Source organism: Mesoplasma syrphidae, assembly GCF_002843565.1.
In the GTDB taxonomy this organism is placed as follows: domain Bacteria; phylum Bacillota_I; class Bacilli_A; order Mycoplasmatales; family Mycoplasmataceae; genus Tullyiplasma; species Tullyiplasma syrphidae.
In genome coordinates, this window is record NZ_CP025257.1 from 1 (window position 1) to 19504 (window position 19504).

Annotated in this window: 14 protein-coding genes; 12 read left to right on the plus strand and 2 right to left on the minus strand. The window is 30.2% G+C overall.

Features of this window, described 5'->3' with window-relative positions:
- Positions 1-1347 carry a chromosomal replication initiator protein DnaA gene (gene dnaA / locus CXP39_RS00005; RefSeq protein WP_027048300.1) on the plus strand — a complete coding sequence of 449 codons (1347 nt, stop codon included), beginning with the start codon at positions 1-3 and terminating at the stop codon, positions 1345-1347.
- A 220-nt stretch (positions 1348-1567) separates the two neighbouring features.
- The gene (gene dnaN, locus CXP39_RS00010) at positions 1568-2695 is read left to right on the plus strand and encodes a DNA polymerase III subunit beta (protein ID WP_027048301.1); all 1128 of its coding nucleotides are present in this window, start codon (positions 1568-1570) and stop codon (positions 2693-2695) included.
- A 47-nt stretch (positions 2696-2742) separates the two neighbouring features.
- Here dnaN and CXP39_RS00015 read toward each other — a convergent pair whose 3' ends face one another.
- Positions 2743-3711 (minus strand): rod shape-determining protein, encoded by a 969-nt coding sequence (locus CXP39_RS00015; protein WP_027048302.1) that lies wholly within the window; start codon positions 3709-3711, stop codon positions 2743-2745.
- A 74-nt stretch (positions 3712-3785) separates the two neighbouring features.
- On the opposite strand from CXP39_RS00015, the gene rnmV reads away from it, so the two are divergent.
- The gene (rnmV, locus tag CXP39_RS00020) at positions 3786-4325 is read left to right on the plus strand and encodes a ribonuclease M5 (RefSeq protein ID WP_027048303.1); all 540 of its coding nucleotides are present in this window, start codon (positions 3786-3788) and stop codon (positions 4323-4325) included.
- Between the two features lies 1 nt (position 4326).
- A complete protein-coding gene (rsmA, locus tag CXP39_RS00025) occupies positions 4327-5133 on the plus strand; it encodes a 16S rRNA (adenine(1518)-N(6)/adenine(1519)-N(6))-dimethyltransferase RsmA (protein ID WP_036256378.1) in 807 nt (268 codons plus the stop codon).
- Positions 5134-5413: 280 nt separating this feature from the next.
- On the opposite strand, the gene CXP39_RS00030 is transcribed toward rsmA, so the two are convergent.
- Positions 5414-6787, minus strand: a complete 1374-nt coding sequence (locus CXP39_RS00030; RefSeq protein WP_027048305.1) for an alanine--tRNA ligase-related protein — start codon at positions 6785-6787, stop codon at positions 5414-5416.
- 110 nt (positions 6788-6897) lie between these two features.
- Here CXP39_RS00030 and CXP39_RS00035 point away from each other — a divergent pair, with 110 nt between their 5' ends.
- The 8 genes from CXP39_RS00035 (at position 6898) to CXP39_RS00070 (ending at position 19386) form a co-directional block, all read left to right on the plus strand.
- A complete protein-coding gene (locus CXP39_RS00035) occupies positions 6898-7647 on the plus strand; it encodes a MurR/RpiR family transcriptional regulator (protein ID WP_027048306.1) in 750 nt (249 codons plus the stop codon).
- A gap of 184 nt (positions 7648-7831) precedes the next feature.
- Positions 7832-9736 (plus strand): DNA topoisomerase (ATP-hydrolyzing) subunit B, encoded by a 1905-nt coding sequence (gene gyrB, locus CXP39_RS00040; protein ID WP_027048307.1) that lies wholly within the window; start codon positions 7832-7834, stop codon positions 9734-9736.
- A gap of 26 nt (positions 9737-9762) precedes the next feature.
- The gene (locus CXP39_RS00045) at positions 9763-10338 is read left to right on the plus strand and encodes a nucleoside 2-deoxyribosyltransferase (RefSeq protein ID WP_027048308.1); all 576 of its coding nucleotides are present in this window, start codon (positions 9763-9765) and stop codon (positions 10336-10338) included.
- Positions 10339-10377: 39 nt separating this feature from the next.
- Complete coding sequence (gyrA, locus tag CXP39_RS00050; RefSeq protein ID WP_027048309.1) at positions 10378-12858, plus strand: DNA gyrase subunit A; 2481 nt, start codon at positions 10378-10380, stop codon at positions 12856-12858.
- Positions 12859-13248: 390 nt separating this feature from the next.
- Positions 13249-14667: a glycoside hydrolase family 1 protein gene (locus tag CXP39_RS00055; RefSeq protein WP_027048310.1), complete on the plus strand. Its 1419-nt coding sequence runs from the start codon at positions 13249-13251 to the stop codon at positions 14665-14667.
- Positions 14668-14871: 204 nt separating this feature from the next.
- Positions 14872-15639, plus strand: a complete 768-nt coding sequence (locus tag CXP39_RS00060; protein ID WP_027048311.1) for a MurR/RpiR family transcriptional regulator — start codon at positions 14872-14874, stop codon at positions 15637-15639.
- A 104-nt stretch (positions 15640-15743) separates the two neighbouring features.
- Positions 15744-18467, plus strand: coding sequence for a PTS glucose transporter subunit IIA (locus tag CXP39_RS00065; protein ID WP_027048312.1), 2724 nt, complete (start codon positions 15744-15746; stop codon positions 18465-18467).
- 52 nt (positions 18468-18519) lie between these two features.
- Entirely contained in the window at positions 18520-19386 is an 867-nt protein-coding gene (locus tag CXP39_RS00070; protein WP_027048313.1) for an ROK family protein, read from the plus strand.
- The last annotated feature ends 118 nt before the right edge of the window (positions 19387-19504 follow it).

Genomic DNA, 19504 nt, shown 5'->3' on the forward strand with positions numbered 1-19504 from the left:
ATGAATGAAACTGAATTATGATTGAAAATTAAAGAATCGCTTTCAACAAGTGAAATTGTCGATGAAGAAGTTTATAACGATTACATTACAACTGCTAAGTTAATTAAAAACGATCAAGACGAATATAACTTAATTGTAAAATCACAGTTTGCTATTAGAGTTATTACTCCTTTAAAAGATGTCATTGTCAAAGCAATCAAAAAACATTTGGGTCATTTGGTAATTTTTAATTTTATTACTGCAGCTCAATATAAAGAAAATCAAAAACAACTTAAAGAAGTTGTCGCATCAAAACCTGTTTCACCATTTGCTACTAAAAAATACTCTGCGATGTTTGAAAATTTTATTGAGGGTGAAAGCAATAAGCAAGCATTTCTTGCCTCAAAAATGATTGCTCATAATCCTGGAAAGCAGTACATTCCTTTATTTATTTATGGTGATTCGGGACTTGGAAAAACTCATTTATTGCAGGCTATTTATAATGAAGTAACTGACAAAAAACCTGAGTTAAAAACTTTGTTTTTGACTAGCGAATCATTAATTAAGCGTGTTGTTGATGTATTGTATAAAGATCACGATGCAATTGAATCTTTTAAAGAGGAACTAATGTCATATGATGTTCTTTTAATTGATGATATTCAATTTTTGGCAAAAAAGGAAAAAACAAATGAAATTTTCTTTACAATTTTTAATCATTTTATTGAAAATAATAAGCAATTGGTTTTTTCAAGTGATAAGTCTCCCGATAATTTAAATGGTTTTGATAAGCGAATTATTACTCGTTTCGATATGGGATTAACAACTTCAATTAAAACTTTGGATTTTGAAACAGCAGTTTTAATAACTAAAGCAGAAATTAAAATTCAAGGAATTAGGCAGTCAATTTCTTATGAAGCTTTAAATTATTTGGCAACTTATTATGCCGATGATGTTCGTAAAATTAAGGGATCAATTTCTAAAATTAGTTTCTGAGGAATTCAAAATGAAGTTGTTAAAGAAATAGATATGGATGTTATATCAACACTGTTCAAAGATGTCTCAACAGCAAATTTGGGAATTTTGAATGTTAAAAAAGTTAAGGAAATTGTTGGTGAAAAGTATGGTGTTTCTGTTAAATCAATTGATGGTAAAGCTCGAACAGCAAATATTGCCAATGCTCGCCATTTATCAATGTATTTAGTTAAAAATATTTTAAATCACTCATTGTCACAAATCGGAACTGAGTTTGGAGGCAAAGATCATACAACAGTAATTAATGCTGTTAATAAAATTGAAAATTTAATGAATACTGATAAAAATTTCAAATTGGTTGTTGAAGTTTTGAAAACTAAAATCTTATCGAAATAAGATTTTAGTTTTTTTTTTTTTTTTGTGGGCAAAACTTTTTAAAATTTTCATTAACTGCCTTACTCATATTTTGTTATCCACATATCCACATCATAATACTAATAAAGTATAGTAATGTAATAAGAAATAGCGCATAGGTCTTGCTACTAAAACTTGAGATTTGCATAAAATGTCCTTAATATTTGTGAGATAATATTTTTAATAAAGCGGAGTATACAAAATGAAATTTTCAATTAATAGAGCAATCTTACTAGAAGAAATTTATAAAGCCAATAAAATTTTGGATCTCAAAAACCCAAACCCAACAATCGGGGGAATTTTTTTAGAATTGACAATGGATAAATTGACTATAATTTCAACAAATACTGTTTTGTCTTTTAAAAGTGTTTTAACAAATAATAATGCAGATTTGGATATAAATGAGCCAGGTAAAATTTTAATTAAGGGACGCTATGTAATTGAAATGTTAAGAAGATTAGATGATCAGTATGTGAATTTTACAGCTGTAGAAAATTCGGAGTTACGAATTTCAACAACGTCTTCAGAGTTTAACATTAACATTTTGGATGCCGAAGATTATCCAAGTTTAGGTTTTAGAGAAAAAGGAACAATTTTAGAACTTGATGGTCAAGAATTTAAGCGCACATTGGCACAAACTTTAATTTCAATTGATGAATGAAGCAAAAAATTATCGTTATCAGGGTTGAATGTTCATGTAACTAACGAAAGTGTAATTTTTTCGGCAACGGATTTGTTTAGAATTAGTCAAAAAACAATTAGTCTAACTGATAAAGAAACTGAAGAAATTAATATAACAATTCCATATAAGACTCTTTTGGAATTGCCCAAGTTATTGGAGAATGCTGAAAAATTAAAAATTGTTATTTCAGAGGGGTATGTAACATTTGTAATTAATAATGTTTTATTTCAGTCAAATTTAATTGATGGGCAGTTTCCAAATGTAAGTGCAGCATTTCCACAAGAATTTTCAGCGGTTATTTTTGTTGAGTCTAAAAAACTTTTGAAAACCTTAAACAGAGCAGATTTACCAAATGATGATGGGTTGCCACAAATTATCAATTTGCGAATTGAAGATGATAGTATTTATGTTAAATCAACCGTATCTGAAGTTGGGAATTACGAAGAAGAGTTTAAAGATTTTAAACTTGAAGGAACAGGAAATTTGGTTATTAGTTTTAATTCTAAATTTTTACTAGAAGCTTTAAAAACTTTTGATAACGAACCAATTAAACTACAATTTGTTAATCCAACAAGACCTGTTGTAATTAGTAAGCAAAGAAATGATAAATTAAAGCAAGTTGTTTTACCAACATATTTAGGAAATTAAAAAAATACAAGTTTTTATCAACTTGTATTTTTTAATCTTGATACCAGTTATTGAATCTTTTTATACTTTAAAGCCCCATCAATAACGGCATATCCACGATTTTTAGCTGTTTTAACTGGAACATCAAAGAAGTCAGCGAAGAAATCCTTAACCCCAATAATTCCTGCCAATTCACCGGTTATTTTAATCCCATTTTTAATAATACTTGTACGAATGTACATTGGACAACTTTCCAATACCGTTGTCACCAATGCCTTATAACTTGTAAAAATTTGGGTAAAAATTTTCTTAAACTCCGAATCATTAACAGTAACAGTACGACGTTCGTTTGTAATCATATCTCTTCCATTAAGGATTAATTCTAAATCATCACGTAGTTTAATAACTGAGCCAAGTGATCATTTAATTTTCTCAATAATCTCTTGTTCTACGACTAGACCAAAATTTTCTTTCAGAATTTGAATAAGCAAATCATCTAAATGTTTTTCCGCAAAAGTTGTCTGTTTATATGCCAAAATTTCTCGTTCTGCAATTACAGCTACAGTTGCCTTAAAATAATCAATATCCAAAATTATAGTTCCATATTCATCATCAATATCAGTATTTGCACCAACAGCTGCAAGGAAAATCTTTGGAACAAATTCAACGGAATCATATTTAAAATTATCAATAATGTTTAAAATAATTTTTTGAATTTGCTCATTTTCAATTGTTGGGGCAGATATAATCAACTCCGCTCCTTGAAAATGAACCTTAAAATTATCCAAAATAACTTTAACCATGTCCTTAAAAATTTCCAAATTTTGTACTTCATCGTTTTCTAAAGGTGCTACAACACGTAAAGGTTTGTCAACTCTGTCTATCATTTTTTTAGCATCTTTACCTAATACAACAACTTCGGTTGTTAAATCATTTCAGCATACTAATGATAAATCATCATAAAGCGTTCCGCTTTCGCTGGAAATAATTCTTGTGTATTCACCACCAAAAACAATTCCAATTCTTTTATTACTCATAATTTACCCCTTTAATTGTTATATTTATAATAATAATTTATCATTTTTATAAGTACTTAAAAAGGAAATGCGATATGAATGAACAAAAAATCAAACAAATAATCATAGTTGAAGGCAAATCCGATACTCAGAAACTTAAAAAGATTTATGGCGAGAATTTGAAAACAATTGAGACTCAAGGATTAAGTTTGAGCAAAGAGACGTTAGAATTTATTAAAAAAGTAAATGACGAAATTGGTGTTATTATTTTTACAGACCCTGATGGTCCGGGCAAAAAAATCCGTGAGCGTATAATTAATTTTTTAGATGGAAAAGTTGTAAATGCCTTTATTACCAAAGAAAATATTGAATTTAATAGTAAAAAAATTGGAGTTGCAGAAGCAAATGAAGTAGCTATTAAAAAAGCACTTGAGGACCTAGTAATTTTCGACAAGACAAAAGAGTCTTTAACTTGAAAACAATATTTAGATAATGATTTTTATTTAAAAGAAAATCGCAGTATTATTTGCAAAAAAAATGGCTGAAATCAACAAATTAGTTCAAAAACTTTATTTAAGTGATTAAATTGAATTAATTTGAATGTAGAAGATATTAAGGCGATATTAGGAGAATAAAATGGAAATACAGGCAAAGAAAAAATTCGGTCAAAATTTTATTAGTGATGAGAATTTAATTAATAAAATAATTGCGACATTAGGAAATAACCAAGATCAATTAATTATTGAAATTGGACCAGGAACTGGGGCATTAACAAAAAAGTTAGTTGAAAAATTTTCTAAAGTAATTGCAATAGAAATTGATTCAGACATGGAGCCAATTTTAAAAAATAAAATTCAAAATGATAATTTTATTTTTTTCTTGTCTGATGTTCTTGAAGTTGATTTTGAGGAACTAATTAAATCTTATCGAACTTCGCCGCAACAAAAAGTTTCAATTATTTCTAATATGCCATATTACATTACAAGTGAAATTTTATTTAAGACGTTTAAATTGCATAGCTATTTGGAAAAAGCGGTTTTTATGATGCAAAAAGAAGTTGCAGTACGGGTTTGTGCAAATAAGGGAGAAAATAACTACAATAATTTATCAATTGCTGCAGAGTTTTTTGCAGACAAAAAGTATGAATTTACAGTTAGTAAAGGAATGTTCAGACCAATTCCAAAAGTTGACTCGGCCATTATTTCATTAACGTTCAAAAATGAGAAAAATGATCTAGTAAAAGACAACGAAAAATTTATAGCTTTTGTTAGAAAACTATTTAACAATAAGCGCAAAACGATTCTGAATAATTTGTCTATGCTGACAAACGATAAAGAGCAAGCTAATAAACTTTTAGATGAAGTTATGCTCAATAAAAATTTGCGTCCTGAAGCAATTGGAATTGATGATTTTATTAAGCTTTATAATGCATATTCAAAGTAGTTTAATTTGATACTTAGTAATGCGAATCCGCAATAAAACAATCGTGCTTGAACTCCGATATTGTAGAGTAACTACAATTTGGATTTATTTTTTTAAAGCGAATGCCATCAAATTTTAGTTTCATTATTAAAGACAAATAAATACTTATTTAAATTTAACCACTTAGTTAACATTTTATAAAATTCAACCATACTATGCAAAGTTTATTTCAAAGTTAATATTAAAAGACACTAATTGCTTAGTGTCTTTTTGATCCAAAATTTTGCAGTGAAGTGTTTTTTTATTCAGATAATAATATTTCTTTGATAGTTTCGATGTCTTCTGGACTTTGAGAAGTCAGCTGAATCATTGAACTAGTGCCTCCACCTCTAAAAGTTGTTTTTGGCATAATTATATTAGTGCTCAATTCTTTAAGATCAATATTTAATTCTTTATTGCGAATAATTATTGCGTTAGCTCCATTTTGATGCTTGTTTGTTATAACAATAACAAGATTTTTTTCCACGCTTGCTTCTTGTGTTACTTTAGGTAGCAAAATTTTATTACTATACATTTCACCGCTTAAAGAAAATAACTTGAATTTGTTATTAATAATTTCAAATGGTAAAACTTCAGAGGCCAAATTTTTAGTCATCTCAGCTTCACGCTCTTTTAAAAATTTATTTACAAGCATAGTCACATCATTGTAAATTAAATTAATTTCTTTAATTGAAAGTGGATTTCAAATTTTAATTAGATGCTCACAACGAGTTAAAATTTTTAAAAAATCGTAATTTATACCATAACTTAATCCTTTTTTGATGAATGCTTTGATTTCGCTAAAACGATCAACTAGCTTTTCATTGAAAAATTTAGCTGCATATTGCTCATTTGCTGTCAACTCTAACAAAATTCGTTTCGAATTTTTATCGTAAATTAAAAATCATATGTTTCCAAGTTCTTTAGTCCTTTTTGCATGAGTTCCGCTGCATGGTTCTATTACGATTCCAGGAAATTCTACCATTCTTACCATTTCGTCGCCAACAAGTTTTGTAAACTCAAGCAAATAATTTTTTTCAATCGCTTCTTGTTGGGTAACTTGGAAAATGTTTACTTTAATGTCTTGAGGAATAATTTGCTTATTGATTTTGTCAACAACTGTTAAAATTAGTTCCTCCGTAATTGTTTCATCCACAACAAATTGAATTTGGTATTTTTCATTATTTAGCTTGCTACCCAATTCTTCAACATAATGGCCAACTTCATTCAAAGTAGTTTGTCATGTTATATGCATAGCTGAGTGATTAATTGATGAGCAGTCTCGATATTTTTGGTCAATTTTTAAATGCAACTGATCACCAACTTTTAATTCACAATTATTTGTGTTTATTTGATGAATATAAAAGCCATAAATCAAGTCTTTACGAACCTCTTCCAAATCAAATTTAATCTCATTAAATATCAAAAATCCTTTATCACTATCTTGTCCGCCACCCATTGCATAAAATGGAGTCTGATCAAAAATAATAAATCCTTTACCCATTAATGAATTTACTTCCTCATTATTTTCGTTAAATATTTTTAAGATAGTCGCATCAATTTCTGAAACTTCATGGCCAACAAATCTTGTTTTTCTTATATTCAATAATTTTGAATAATGTTTAAAATTTTCCATATAAAACTCATTCTCATTTCCATTTTTTTAATAATAACATTTATTTGCTCAAAACCCTTTTTTTGCAAAAACATTAAGTATAATTTTTTATATAAAAGGAGAAGTTTGGTATGAACTCAATAATTAACAAAATAATCATTATTAAGGATGAAAGTAAAGAATCATTAAATAAGAATATTGCAGTTCAACTTTTTGAAAACTTCTTACAAAAAAAGTTTTTATCTTCAAAAAAAATGGCAGCAAAGTTATTCATAAGCCAAGCCACATTGACAAAATTTGCTAAAAAAGTTGATTGCAAGGGATATAATGAAGTGATTTTGCGTTTGCAAGTAGAATGCGAAAATGTGAAGCCCTCATATGTTTCTGAAGTTCATGATTTGTCAACGCTAAACGACTTATTAAAAAATACAATTGCAGATTTAGATAAGGTTATGGGCGATATTGAAAAATTAGCTAAGAAAATTAAGTCCGCTCAAACTGTGCATATTGCTTCTGCTCACAATTCTTGAAATGAGGCACAATTTTTTCATAGTCTAATTGTAAAGCACCAGGAAAATACTCGAATTTATAATCCAAGTTTTTTTGGCGATGATACTACTTATAAAATAAATGCCAACGACTTAGTTATTTTATTTGTTTCGGGAAACGAAAATGCTAGCGCCCAGAAGTTATTTGAAACCGCCAAAAAAACTAAAAATGCTCAAACAGCAGTTTTCGTTTCCTCAAAAATGGGAGGAAAATTTCAAGAAGCAGATTTCATAATCACAGCGTCATCATCATTGTTATCAAGCAATTTACTATATTGGAAAATTATTCTGGACTATATTTTTGCAGTAATTGAAATTTTTTTTAAAACTTAGCAAGAGTTAAAATTTTATACAAAAATGGGCAAATCACATAATTGCCATAAAATTTGCTATATGTGGCTTTTTGAGCTTGGCAACACTATCTTTATTAGGCTAATGTAAAAACACCTAAAATGACCTTTTAAATTCAAAATAAGATATAATTAATATAGTTATTTAGAAAAAAAGGGTGAATAATATGACAGAACATTATGGAGCAGGATCGATTAAGGTTTTAAAAGGTCTTGAAGCTGTTAGAAAACGTCCCGGAATGTATATCGGATCAACTTCAAAAACTGGATTGCATCATTTAGTTTGAGAGATTTTAGACAATTCAATCGATGAAGCAATGGCTGGTGAAGCAAATACTATTTCGGTAGTTATTACAAAAGAAGGCGAAGTTATCGTTGAAGATAATGGTCGTGGAATTCCAGTAGGTATTCAAGAAGATTCAGGAAAATCTGCATTAGAGTTAGTTTTTACTCAACTTCATGCAGGTGGAAAATTTGATTCTGACTCTTATAAAATTTCTGGAGGACTGCACGGAGTTGGAGCATCAGTTGTAAATGCTTTATCATTGTATGTAGATGTTTTAGTTATGCGTGAGGGTAATGTTTATCATCAAATTTTTAGTGAAGGTGGAACAAAACAGTCGCCACTAGAAATTCTTGAAACAACTGATAAAAGAGGAACAATTGTTCGCTTTAAACCAGATCCAGAGATTTTTCAAGAAACAGTTACTTTTGATTATGAAACAATCAGGAATAAGGTCAAACAACTTTCTTATTTAAATAAAGGAATTAAAATTCATCTGACTGATCAAAGAATTGATAAAGCAGTCGAGTATCATTTTCCAAATGGAATTTTAGATTATGTTAAAGAAAAAAATGAAACAAAAACGAAAATCAATCCAAGTGTTTATTATATTGATGGAAAACATGATGATATTGAAGTTGAAGTTGCATTACAATACAATGCTGAGTATCAAGAAAATTTAATTACATTTGTAAATAATATTAATACTCACGAGGGTGGGTCACACGAGGATGGTTTACGTCAAGCTTTGACTCGTGTAATTAATCGTTATTCTGAAAAAGTTGCCAAAGGTACAAAATCGCCAAGTAAATATTCTTGAGACGATATAAAAGAAGGAATGGTATGCATTGTTTCAATTCGCCATACTGATCCCCAATATGAGGGGCAAACTAAAACTAAATTGGCAAATCCGGATGCTAAAAAAGCAGTTGATGCAGTTGTCGGAGATTCATTTGAAGAATTTTTATTGAAATCTCCAGAAGATGCAAAATCAATTTTGGATAAAAATGCAAATGCTCAAAAAGCTCGTATTGCTGCTCAAAGAGCTCGTGAGGAAACTCGCCGTAAATCTGCATTAGATACCTTTTCGTTGCCAGGAAAATTAGCTGATTGTGAATCTAAGGATTCGACAATTGCTGAATTATACTTGGTCGAAGGGGATTCTGCTGGAGGAAGTGCTAAAACTGGACGTAACCGTAAATTTCAGGCAATTTTACCATTAAGAGGGAAAGTTTTAAACGTTGAAAGAGTTGCTGAAGCTCGTGCTTTTGCAAACAATGAAATCAAGTCAATTGTTACAGCAATTGGTACCGGTATTAAAGAAGATTTAGACTTGTCAAAATTACGCTATGGAAAAATTGTTATTATGACCGATGCGGATGTTGATGGAGCCCATATTAGAACTTTATTACTGACATTCTTTTACCGTTATATGAAGGATTTGGTTAAAAACGGAAACATTTTTATTGCTCAGCCCCCTTTATACAAAATTGAGTCTGGGAAAAAAGTAGCTTATGCATATTCAGATGCCGAACTTGAAGAATTAAAAACTAATGAATTTAATAGTAGTCGTTACACAATTCAGCGTTATAAAGGACTTGGAGAAATGGATCCAATGCAATTATGAGAAACAACAATGGACCCAGAAACAAGAACAATGTTAAGAATTGATCTTGAAGATGCTGCAGTTGCTAATGAAGTATTTTCCGACTTAATGGGAGAAGACCCTGAATTGCGTAAAAACTATATTCAAGAAAATGCTGAATTTGTTGAAAATATTGACTTTTAGTAGTCAAAAAAAGAAAAGGAAAAAATATGAGAAATAATCAAAAAGTAATTTATAATGCTGGAAGCATGTTCACAGAAGCACAATGAGACGCTAGAAAAAACGAAGGAGCTGCCCTAAAAGCAATGTTCCCTGATTTCTGAATTGGAAATCCTGTTGATTTTGATACCAACCAAACAGAAAGACCAACAAATAAAGCAATTTTTGAAATGGATTTTGATGGTTTAACTGATGCTGATTATGTAATTTTAGAAATTGATGGATGAGACTCAGGAACTCATATGGAATTTGGACTAGTTGTTCAACAAGCTATTGCTAACAAAAAGAAATATCTGTTCCCAATCATTTCTGATTTTAGATTTAAACAAGGAATTTTACATGGAGAAATTCCTGGTTTGGGAATTAATGAAATGATTACTGGAGCATTCTACTATGATGCTTTAAATCAGGGAGAAGTACCACAGTTAATTGTTTGTGATTCTCATAAATCAGCTAGAGAAGCTATTAAAGCAATTGAAACTGGGGATACAAAAAACTATAGAGAACGTTTTGACATTAAAGATTTATATGCTCAAGATTCAATTTATCATGGTTTTAAAAAATAGTTTTTAGTTGTTGCTTATCAATAGAATGTAGGTGTAAAAATGAGTAACGAAAATAAAATAGAACATAATCACGGTACGATCAAACCAATGGATATTTCAGCTGAAGTTAGAAAAGACTTCCTAGAATATGCTATGAGTGTTATTGTTTCGCGTGCTTTACCAGACTTAAAAGATGGATTAAAACCAGTTCACCGTCGTATTATTTATGCGATGAATGATTTGGGAATTACTGCTGAGAAGCCACATAAAAAGTCAGCTCGTATTGTTGGGGAAGTTATTGGTAAGTACCACCCTCATGGTGATTCTGCTGTTTATGAATCAATGGTGAGAATGGCTCAAGACTTTTCTTATCGTTATCCATTAGTTGATGGTCATGGAAACTTTGGTTCAATTGATGGCGATGGCGCAGCGGCAATGCGTTATACAGAAGCAAGGCTGTCAAAAGTGTCTAACTTTATTATTAAAGATATTGATATGGATACAGTACCTTTTGTTGATAATTATGATGCTTCTGAAAGAGAGCCAGCTTATTTGACAGGATATTTCCCTAACCTACTAGCTAATGGCGCAATGGGTATTGCTGTAGGAATGGCAACTTCAATTCCACCTCATAATTTAAGAGAAGTTGTTAGTGCAATTTCTGCATATATTGATGATAACGAAATTACAATTGATGAAATTTTAAATAATCATATTAAAGGACCTGATTTTCCAACAGGAGCATTAATGACAAATGGTGCAAGAATGCGTGAAGGTTATAAAACTGGACGTGGTGGAGTAATTATTCGTGCAAAAATTGATATTGAAGAAAATGATCGTCATTCACGTCTAATTATTACCGAAATTCCGTATCAAACTAATAAGGCAAAGGTTATTGAACGAATTGCTGAACTTGTTAAGGATAAGGCAATTGATGGAATTTCAGATTTGCGTGATGAATCTAATTACGAAGGAATTCGTATTGTTGTTGACTTAAAACGTGATGCTAATCCAGATGTTGTTCTTTCGAAATTATATAAATATACGAACCTGCAATCTAGTTATTCTATTAACTTATTATCATTACATAATAACATTCCATTGTTGTTAGACTTAAAAACGATTATAAAAAATTATGTCGAATTTCAAATTGCGATCATTATTAAAAGAAGCATTTACGAAAAAAACAAATTGGACAAGCGTCATCATATTTTGGGTGCTTTACATAAAGCACTAAGTAACATTGATCAAGTCGTAGCAATTATTAGAAATGCAAAAACTTCCGATCAAGCAAAAGAACAATTGACTGCAACGTTTGGTTTTGATGATGAGCAAAACAAGGCAATTTTGGATATGCGTCTGCAACGTTTGGTTGGTTTAGAACGCGAAAAAATTGCAGAAGAAATGGCAGCGATTCAGGAGAGAATTACATATTTAAACTTCTTAATTGCCGATACGGCAGAACAAAATCGTGTTCTTAAAGAACAATTATCAGATATTGCTCTTAAATTTGGTGATAATCGTAGAACAGAAACAATTAGTGAATCAGTAATGAATATTCAAGACGAGGAATTAATTCCTGATGAAAAAACAATGATTCTTTTGTCAGAGCAGGGATATATTCGTCGTGTTGACGCTGAAGAATTTAGAATTCAGAAACGTGGTGGACGAGGTGTTAGTGTTAATTCAGCTAACGACGACCCAATCTCAATTGCAACAATGGGAAAAATGCGAGATTGAATTTTATTCTTTACAAATTCTGGAAAAGTTTTTAGAACCAAAGCATACAATATTCGACAATACTCAAGAACAGCTCGTGGGTTGCCAATTGTTAACTTTTTAAATGGACTGACAAATGAAGATAAAATCACAGCTATTTTGCCATTGAGAAATGTTAAAGAGAAATTTAAATATTTGACATTTATTACTCAAAACGGAATGATCAAACGTACAGATATATCTTTATTCGATAGTATTAATCAAAATGGAAAAATTGCGATTACTTTAAAAGAAAGCGATCAGCTGATAACAGTAATGCCAACAACTGGTGAAGACTCAGTATTTATTGCTAATAAATCAGGAAAAGTGATTCGAATCAATGAAAATATTGTTCGCCCATTGTCAAGAACAGCATCTGGAGTCAAAGGAATTAAACTTGACACTGATGACATTGTTGTTGGTGCTGTTTCATCGTTTGGAATTGAAAATATTACAACAATTTCTTCAAGAGGAAACTTTAAGAAAACAGCTTTATTAGAATATCGTATTTCTGGACGTAATGGTAAAGGAATTAAAGTCATGAATCTAAATGAAAAAACTGGAGATTTCAAAGCAATTATTGCTGCTCGTGAGACGGACTTAATTTTAATTATTTCAAGTGATGGTAACTTAATTAAATCTAAAGTCGCTGATATTCCAACATTGGGTCGCTCAGCTGCTGGTGTTCGTGGAATTAGATTATCTGGTGTAAATGAAATTAAGGCAGTTACACTACAATATCGTAAAAACGGTGAAGAAAATCAAGAATTCGAAGAGGATTAACTGATATTAAAATTTAGTACCGCAGATTGAATATAAGCATCAAATGAGTTTTTTGATGTGATTGCTTAGATGTTCATATTCAGCTATAGCCTAAATAATTAAAAAGCACATGACTTATTGTCTGTGCTTTTTAATTATTATATTTTTTATTGATAATTATTTTTCTAATCACCGATAAAACTTTTATGTTTTCTGGAATCTCATTTTTAATAATGCGTACTATTTTGGATTTTGTACTGATTTATATTTCTAAAGATTATAAAGTTATTGTGCATTTTATGCTTCCTCACTTTTAAATTTTAAAAGTACTTTTTTAATGATTAGAATTAATTCACATTGCATAATGTTGATCCATAATATGACATATAAATAATAAATAGGAGTTTCATTATGAAAATTAAAAATTTGAAAAAATTTCCTGAAGGTTTTCTTTGGGGAGCCTCAAGTTCAGCTTATCAATGCGAAGGTGGTTGAAATCAAGATGGAAAAGGTATGTCTGTTCAAGATTTGCATGAAGGTACTGCAGAAATAAGTGACTTCAAAGTAACATCAGATTTTTACAATAGATATAAGGAAGACATTGCAATGATGAAGGCAATGGGTTTCAAATCATATCGTTTTTCTATTTCATGAACGCGAATAATTCCTAATGGCGATGGGGAAATTAACCAAAGTGGTATCGATTTTTACAATAAAGTAATTGATGAACTGCTTGATGCAAATATAGAGCCAATTATTACTATGTATCACTTCGATTTGCCTTTAGAATTGCAAAAAAAAGGTGGATGACTAAACAGAGATGTCACAGTTCCGGCTTTTATGAAGTTTGCAAAAGCTATTTTCAAAGCCTATGGAAAAAAAGTGAAGTACTGACTGACAATTAATGAGTTAAATCTTTTAGTGTTAATGAATATGTTTGGTCAAGACTTTTTAAGTCCAACTGATAAAAAATACACAATTGGAGAAGCCTTTCAAATTGGCCATCACTTGTTTATAGCGCAAGCATTGGCAATGAAAGAATTACATGAAACATTTCCGAAATGTTTAATTGGGCCCGCTCCAAATATATCATCAGTTTATCCTGCATCAAGTAAGCCCGAAGATGTTTTGGCAGCTCAAACTGCAGCAGTTTTTAGATCATGATATTGACTAGATGCTCCCGTTCGTGGAGAACATAATCCAATTGTTATTAAGTGATTGGATGAACTTGGATTTAACTTGGAAATTCGTGATGGTGATGATGAAATTCTTAAAGCCGCTAAACCAGATTTTGTGGCATTTAATTATTACAGCACAATGACAGTTAAGGCTTGAAACAATGAATCAACAACATCAAAAAAATCTGATCAACAACAAGGTTTGGGAATTCCTAATATGTTTATGGATGCGAAAAATGAGCATTTAGGCAAAACTGAATTTGGCTGATCAATAGATCCAGTTGGATTTAGAGTTACTTCAAGAGAAATTTTTGAAAGATATCGTTTACCTATGCTATTGACTGAAAACGGTATTGGTGTTCGCGAAGAGCTAAATTCTGATATGACTGTTAATGATGATTATAGAATTGAATGATACAAAGATCATATTATTGAAATGCGAAAAGCAATTTCCGAAGGAATGGAGTTTATTGGTTTTAATCCCTGAAGTGCAATGGACTTAGTTTCAACACATGAGGGATTTCAAAAACGTTATGGATTTATATTTGTAAATCGTGATGAAAAAGATTTAAGAGATCTAAAACGTTATCGTAAAAAGTCTTCATATTGATATGAAGAATTAATTAAGAATAATGGAAACAACATTACCTAAAAACAAAAATCTTTAGCCATTGCTAAAGATTTTTAGTCTAAACTTAAAGATATATATATAAAAATTACAAAGTTTTAAAAAGAATTAAAAACGGCAAATTGTCTTTGATATGTAAATTTTTTTATTGCTGAATCTTATTTTACTTTAAAGGCAATAAATTTGAAGGCATTTTTGTTTAAAATATTACTATAGATAGAGAGTTATATGAGCAAAATTATTAATAGAATTGAAAATATTAAGGAAGAAGAAAATAAGATAGGCAGCTTAATTGCAAGATCACTTCACAATTCGTACTTGACCGGAAAATTTTTAAGTTTGAAGGAAATAGCTGACGCTTGCTTTGTTTCTCAATCAACTGTTACAGTTTTTGCTAAACACTTGGGATGTAGTGGATATCGTGAATTGATTACAACGTTAAAAATTGAATCTAATAATTTGCGCGCGAATTTACCTGATAAGGTTGATGATTTTGATCTATTAGCAGAATTTGAACGATCAACTATTAAGACATTTAAAGATCAAATACTTTATAATGAAGAGCTAGTTAAAATATCAAACATCATTAAAAAATCTAACAATACTTTTGTTTTGGGTGCTCCTCAACTTTTAGATGAGACTCAGTATTTTTGTGAGCTGTTATCAGTTAAAATATCAAACATCTTTTTATTATCAAGACGACTTTCTACTTACATGTTTGATAAAGTTAACACAATTAGCAGTGGAGATACAGTTGTTTTATTTGTAGCAGGCAATGGAACAAAAACTGAAGTGGAACTTTATGATATGGTAACCGGAATTGAGGGAGTCAAAGCACTTGTGTTTTGCTCTGAATCACAATTGTGAAAGTTTGAAAAAAAAGCCAATGATGATACAATAATTATAAATATTGATTCGGATTATTTTCCGCACCAACCGTTATTCAGAAAGTTACAAGTCAATTATTTTTTAATAAAATTGTTTTTACTAATATAAAAGATATAAAGTACTTTTTCTATTTGAAAGTACTTTTTTAAATATGTTTTTTCTTATTTTGCACTTCTTTTAAAAATATTATTTAATTATGAAAGGATAAAAATATGAAAAATAGTATTATAAAAATATACGCCCCCGTAAATGGTGAAATAGGTTTAATTAAAGATCTAAACGATGGTGTTTTTAGTGAAAAAATGCTAGGTGATGGGTTTTATATAACATCAAATCAATCTGAAAATGCTACTTTTTACTCTCCGATTGAAAAAGGAAGTTTATCGCTGGTTACAGAAACAAAACATGCCTATTTCTTTGAAGTATCAGATGGTATAAGCATTTTAATGCATATTGGATTAGACACTGTGGCTTTAGGTGGAAAGCCCTTCAAGCAAATAATCAATGTCAATGATGTAGTTACAAACAAAACCGAAGTTGTAAATGTTGACATTAAAAGTATTATAAATGCTAATTTAAATGTGGCATGCCCGGTAACAATTAATTCGGAAAAAGGAGATTACAAATTTAACTTATTAAATGAGTCAAAAAATGTTAAACAAGGAGATCTGATTGGTGAGTTTATTTTGTTGTCAGAAAAAGAGGTAATTAAAGATGTAGTTCCCAAATCTCCGACAGCTTTTTTCTTACGAAAAAATAAATATGAAACTGCAGCTGAAGAAATAAATAAATTTGTTGGTGGTAGCAGTAATTATGATGAAGTGTACAATTGTATGACGCGTTTGAGATTCAAAATTAAAAATAAAAAAAAGGTTAATATTGATGCAATCACATCGTTATCACTTTCCAAGGGTGCAATCTGAAATGGCGATGAGTTACAAGTAATAATAGGTCAAGATGTTTATAATGTCAAAAATGCTGTCGATTTGGATAATAAGCAAAAATCACAATCTGAAATTGAATTTAATTTAGAAGCCAAGCAAAAACTTCCCCCGTTTAAAGCTTTTCTAGCAATGTTTGGTGGCATAATGACTATCGTAATTCCTGCAATGGTAGGAGCCGGAATTATACAGGCTATTATTGGAATTTTAACTCTGACAGAAGTAATGCCATCATTTGCAATCAATTCAGGAACAATTGGTCAAATATTAGCATTAAAAGGCGCAGACGTTTGATGATTTTTGCTGTTTAGTATTGGTAAAACAGCTGGTATGTTTATTGGAATTACAATTGCCTATTCTGCTTCAAAGTATTTTAAATTGCGAGGAGCAATCGCAGTTCCATTAGGTGTAATTTTATGTTCACCTTTATTATTTGCTGGTGGAGGTGCTCTTGGTTTAGGAGGAGAATGAGTTATTCTTTCCTTAGGTAATGTTGATAATGTTGCAGATCCTCAGTTGAAATTAATATTAAATAGACTTTTAAATATTTCAATAACTCCTGGAAACATCAAGATATTTGTCATCATTGCTGCAATTTTTGTAGCCAAAAAGTTAGATGATTGAATTATTACATGAGTTCATCCAATGCTAGAACTTATGACTAGACCATTTTTAGTAATTTTACTAAGTTCATTTTTTGCATTGGGTTTGTTTACACCAGTTTGAAACTTTTTTGAGGGTATACTATCAGTAATAATGTTTTATATTGGTAAAGCACCTTTGGGGATTGGATTGGGTGTTTATACTGCACTATGACAGGTGTGTGTTGTTTTAGGAATGCATTTAGCATTAGGTATAGTAGGAATGGTTCAAAGTATGGCCAGTGCTCAGTCTGGACTTGGTGGTTATGGAACTTTTGGACTTGGTGGGTCTATATCGGTATACGCTCAAATTGGAGCATTGGTGGCTATTATAATTATGACTAAGAATGCTCAGTTAAAAAGACAAGCGATATCTTATGTACCCGTCGGATTGTTGGGAATTACAGAACCGATAATATATGGAATTAACTTGCCTAGAAGAAGACCTTTAATAGCTGGTGTAATCGGCGCATTTATTGCTGGTTGTTTTGCTGGAGCTTTTGGAGTAACTCAAAGAATTGGAACTGGAATTGGTCTTTTTGAGATTATTGGATATTTCCAAAATACTATTTTAGATCCAACAGGATCAATTGCTGCTAGTACAGGTCAACTTTCAAATGTGGCAAATGGGTTACTATATATTCTTTCTTGTATTGTAGCGCTAGGAGCTGGAATTGGATTTGGTATTTTGCTGCATGAAGAAAGAAAATCTGAAAAAAAATCAATGAACGCTCTTTCAAAATCAATTTATAAATTAATTATTACTGCAAATAAGGCAAGCGGCGTTGCTTTATCAAAAAATGAAATGAAAAACTTAAAAAATGAGTTGATTGAAGTAAGCAAAGTATTTACAAAAGAAGAGTTAATTGAATTAAAATCTGTAGAAGATACAATTATTAAAGAACTGAAATTGAAAACTAAGTTAGATTCATTAAATGATTCAGAGGCCAAAGCAAAAGAAAAGCTAATGAAAAATGGTAAGAAAGCTGTGAACAAAGGAAAAATGGTCAAAGCTGAAAAACTTATGTGTAAGTATAATGCTATTAATAATGCGCAGCTACGTTTAAATATAGAAAATGAAATTGAAAAAGCATCACAAGAAATTAATTGGAAATATATTTCTGAATTTAATAACAAATTGACAAAAGAAATCTATAAGCTGCTTCAAAAAATACAAAGCAAATATGAAAAAAATATGAAAAATACTTTGAATATTGATCAGTTGAAACCTAACATTGAAAATGTAGTCAATTTACTATCAATTTCATACAATATTGAAAAACCAAAGCCAGAATTTAATATTTCTAAAGAAATCTTAAAAAATCAAAACTTATTGAAACAAGTGAAAATATAAGTATCCACATGAAGAGTAATAAAATTTTAATTATAAAAAAAAGGGGACTACTATGAGATTATGTTTAGATATTGGTGGCATGTCAGTAAAAGCTGCTGTTTTTAGTGGAACAAAAATTGTATATAGAAAAAATGTGGTTTATGGTAAAATTATTGACAACGTTGAGCTGCTAAAAATCATTAATAATTTGATAACGGAAATTACGAGTCTTTATAGAGAAATTTCAGATATTGGAATTTCCTCTCCTGGAGTAATAGATGTAGCAACAACACAAGTTCATGGGTTTGCTGCAATTACAAATATTAACAAAATAAATTATCGTCGCGATTTAAATACCGATTTGCCAATTTTTGTTGAAAACGATGCCTATGCTGTTGGACAATCACAAATAGCTTTTAACAAAAAAATAAGAGATAAGACTGCATTAATTTTTATTATTGGTAGTGGTCTTGGTGGAGCAATGATTATTAATAATAAAATACACAAAGGAGCAACTTCATTAGGTGGGAATTTTGGTTTTATCGTTCATAATCTTGATTTAAAGAATCCGAGAATTGGAAATACAACATCAACTACTACAGTACTAATTAAAAATTATTTAGAAAAAACAGGCACACATTTAACCGGAAAAGAAATTGTTGAAGGTTATTATGAAGACGAAGCTAAGAAAAACGCTGTCAATGATTTCATTGATGAACTAGCAATAAATGTTCTTACTGCTAATGCTATTGCTGCAGCAGATATTGTCTTACTTGGCGGAGGCATAAGCCAAAGCAAGTTGATATTAGAATTATTGACAAAAAAACTTGATAATTGTTTAAATTTGGTTGGTGAACCATACACAAGAAAATTTAAAGTGGAGCAATGTCTTTATGCTCAAGATGCAAATCTTTATGGAGCCTTGGTCTTAAAGGAGTAAGCGAATTAAAATTACCGAGTTTAAATATTTCGTGTAAATATTATTTGAAACATTGACAAAAAGTAAAGAAACCTATTGGGGTTCTTTTTTTGTTAAACTTTTTGATTTAATTCTTTGT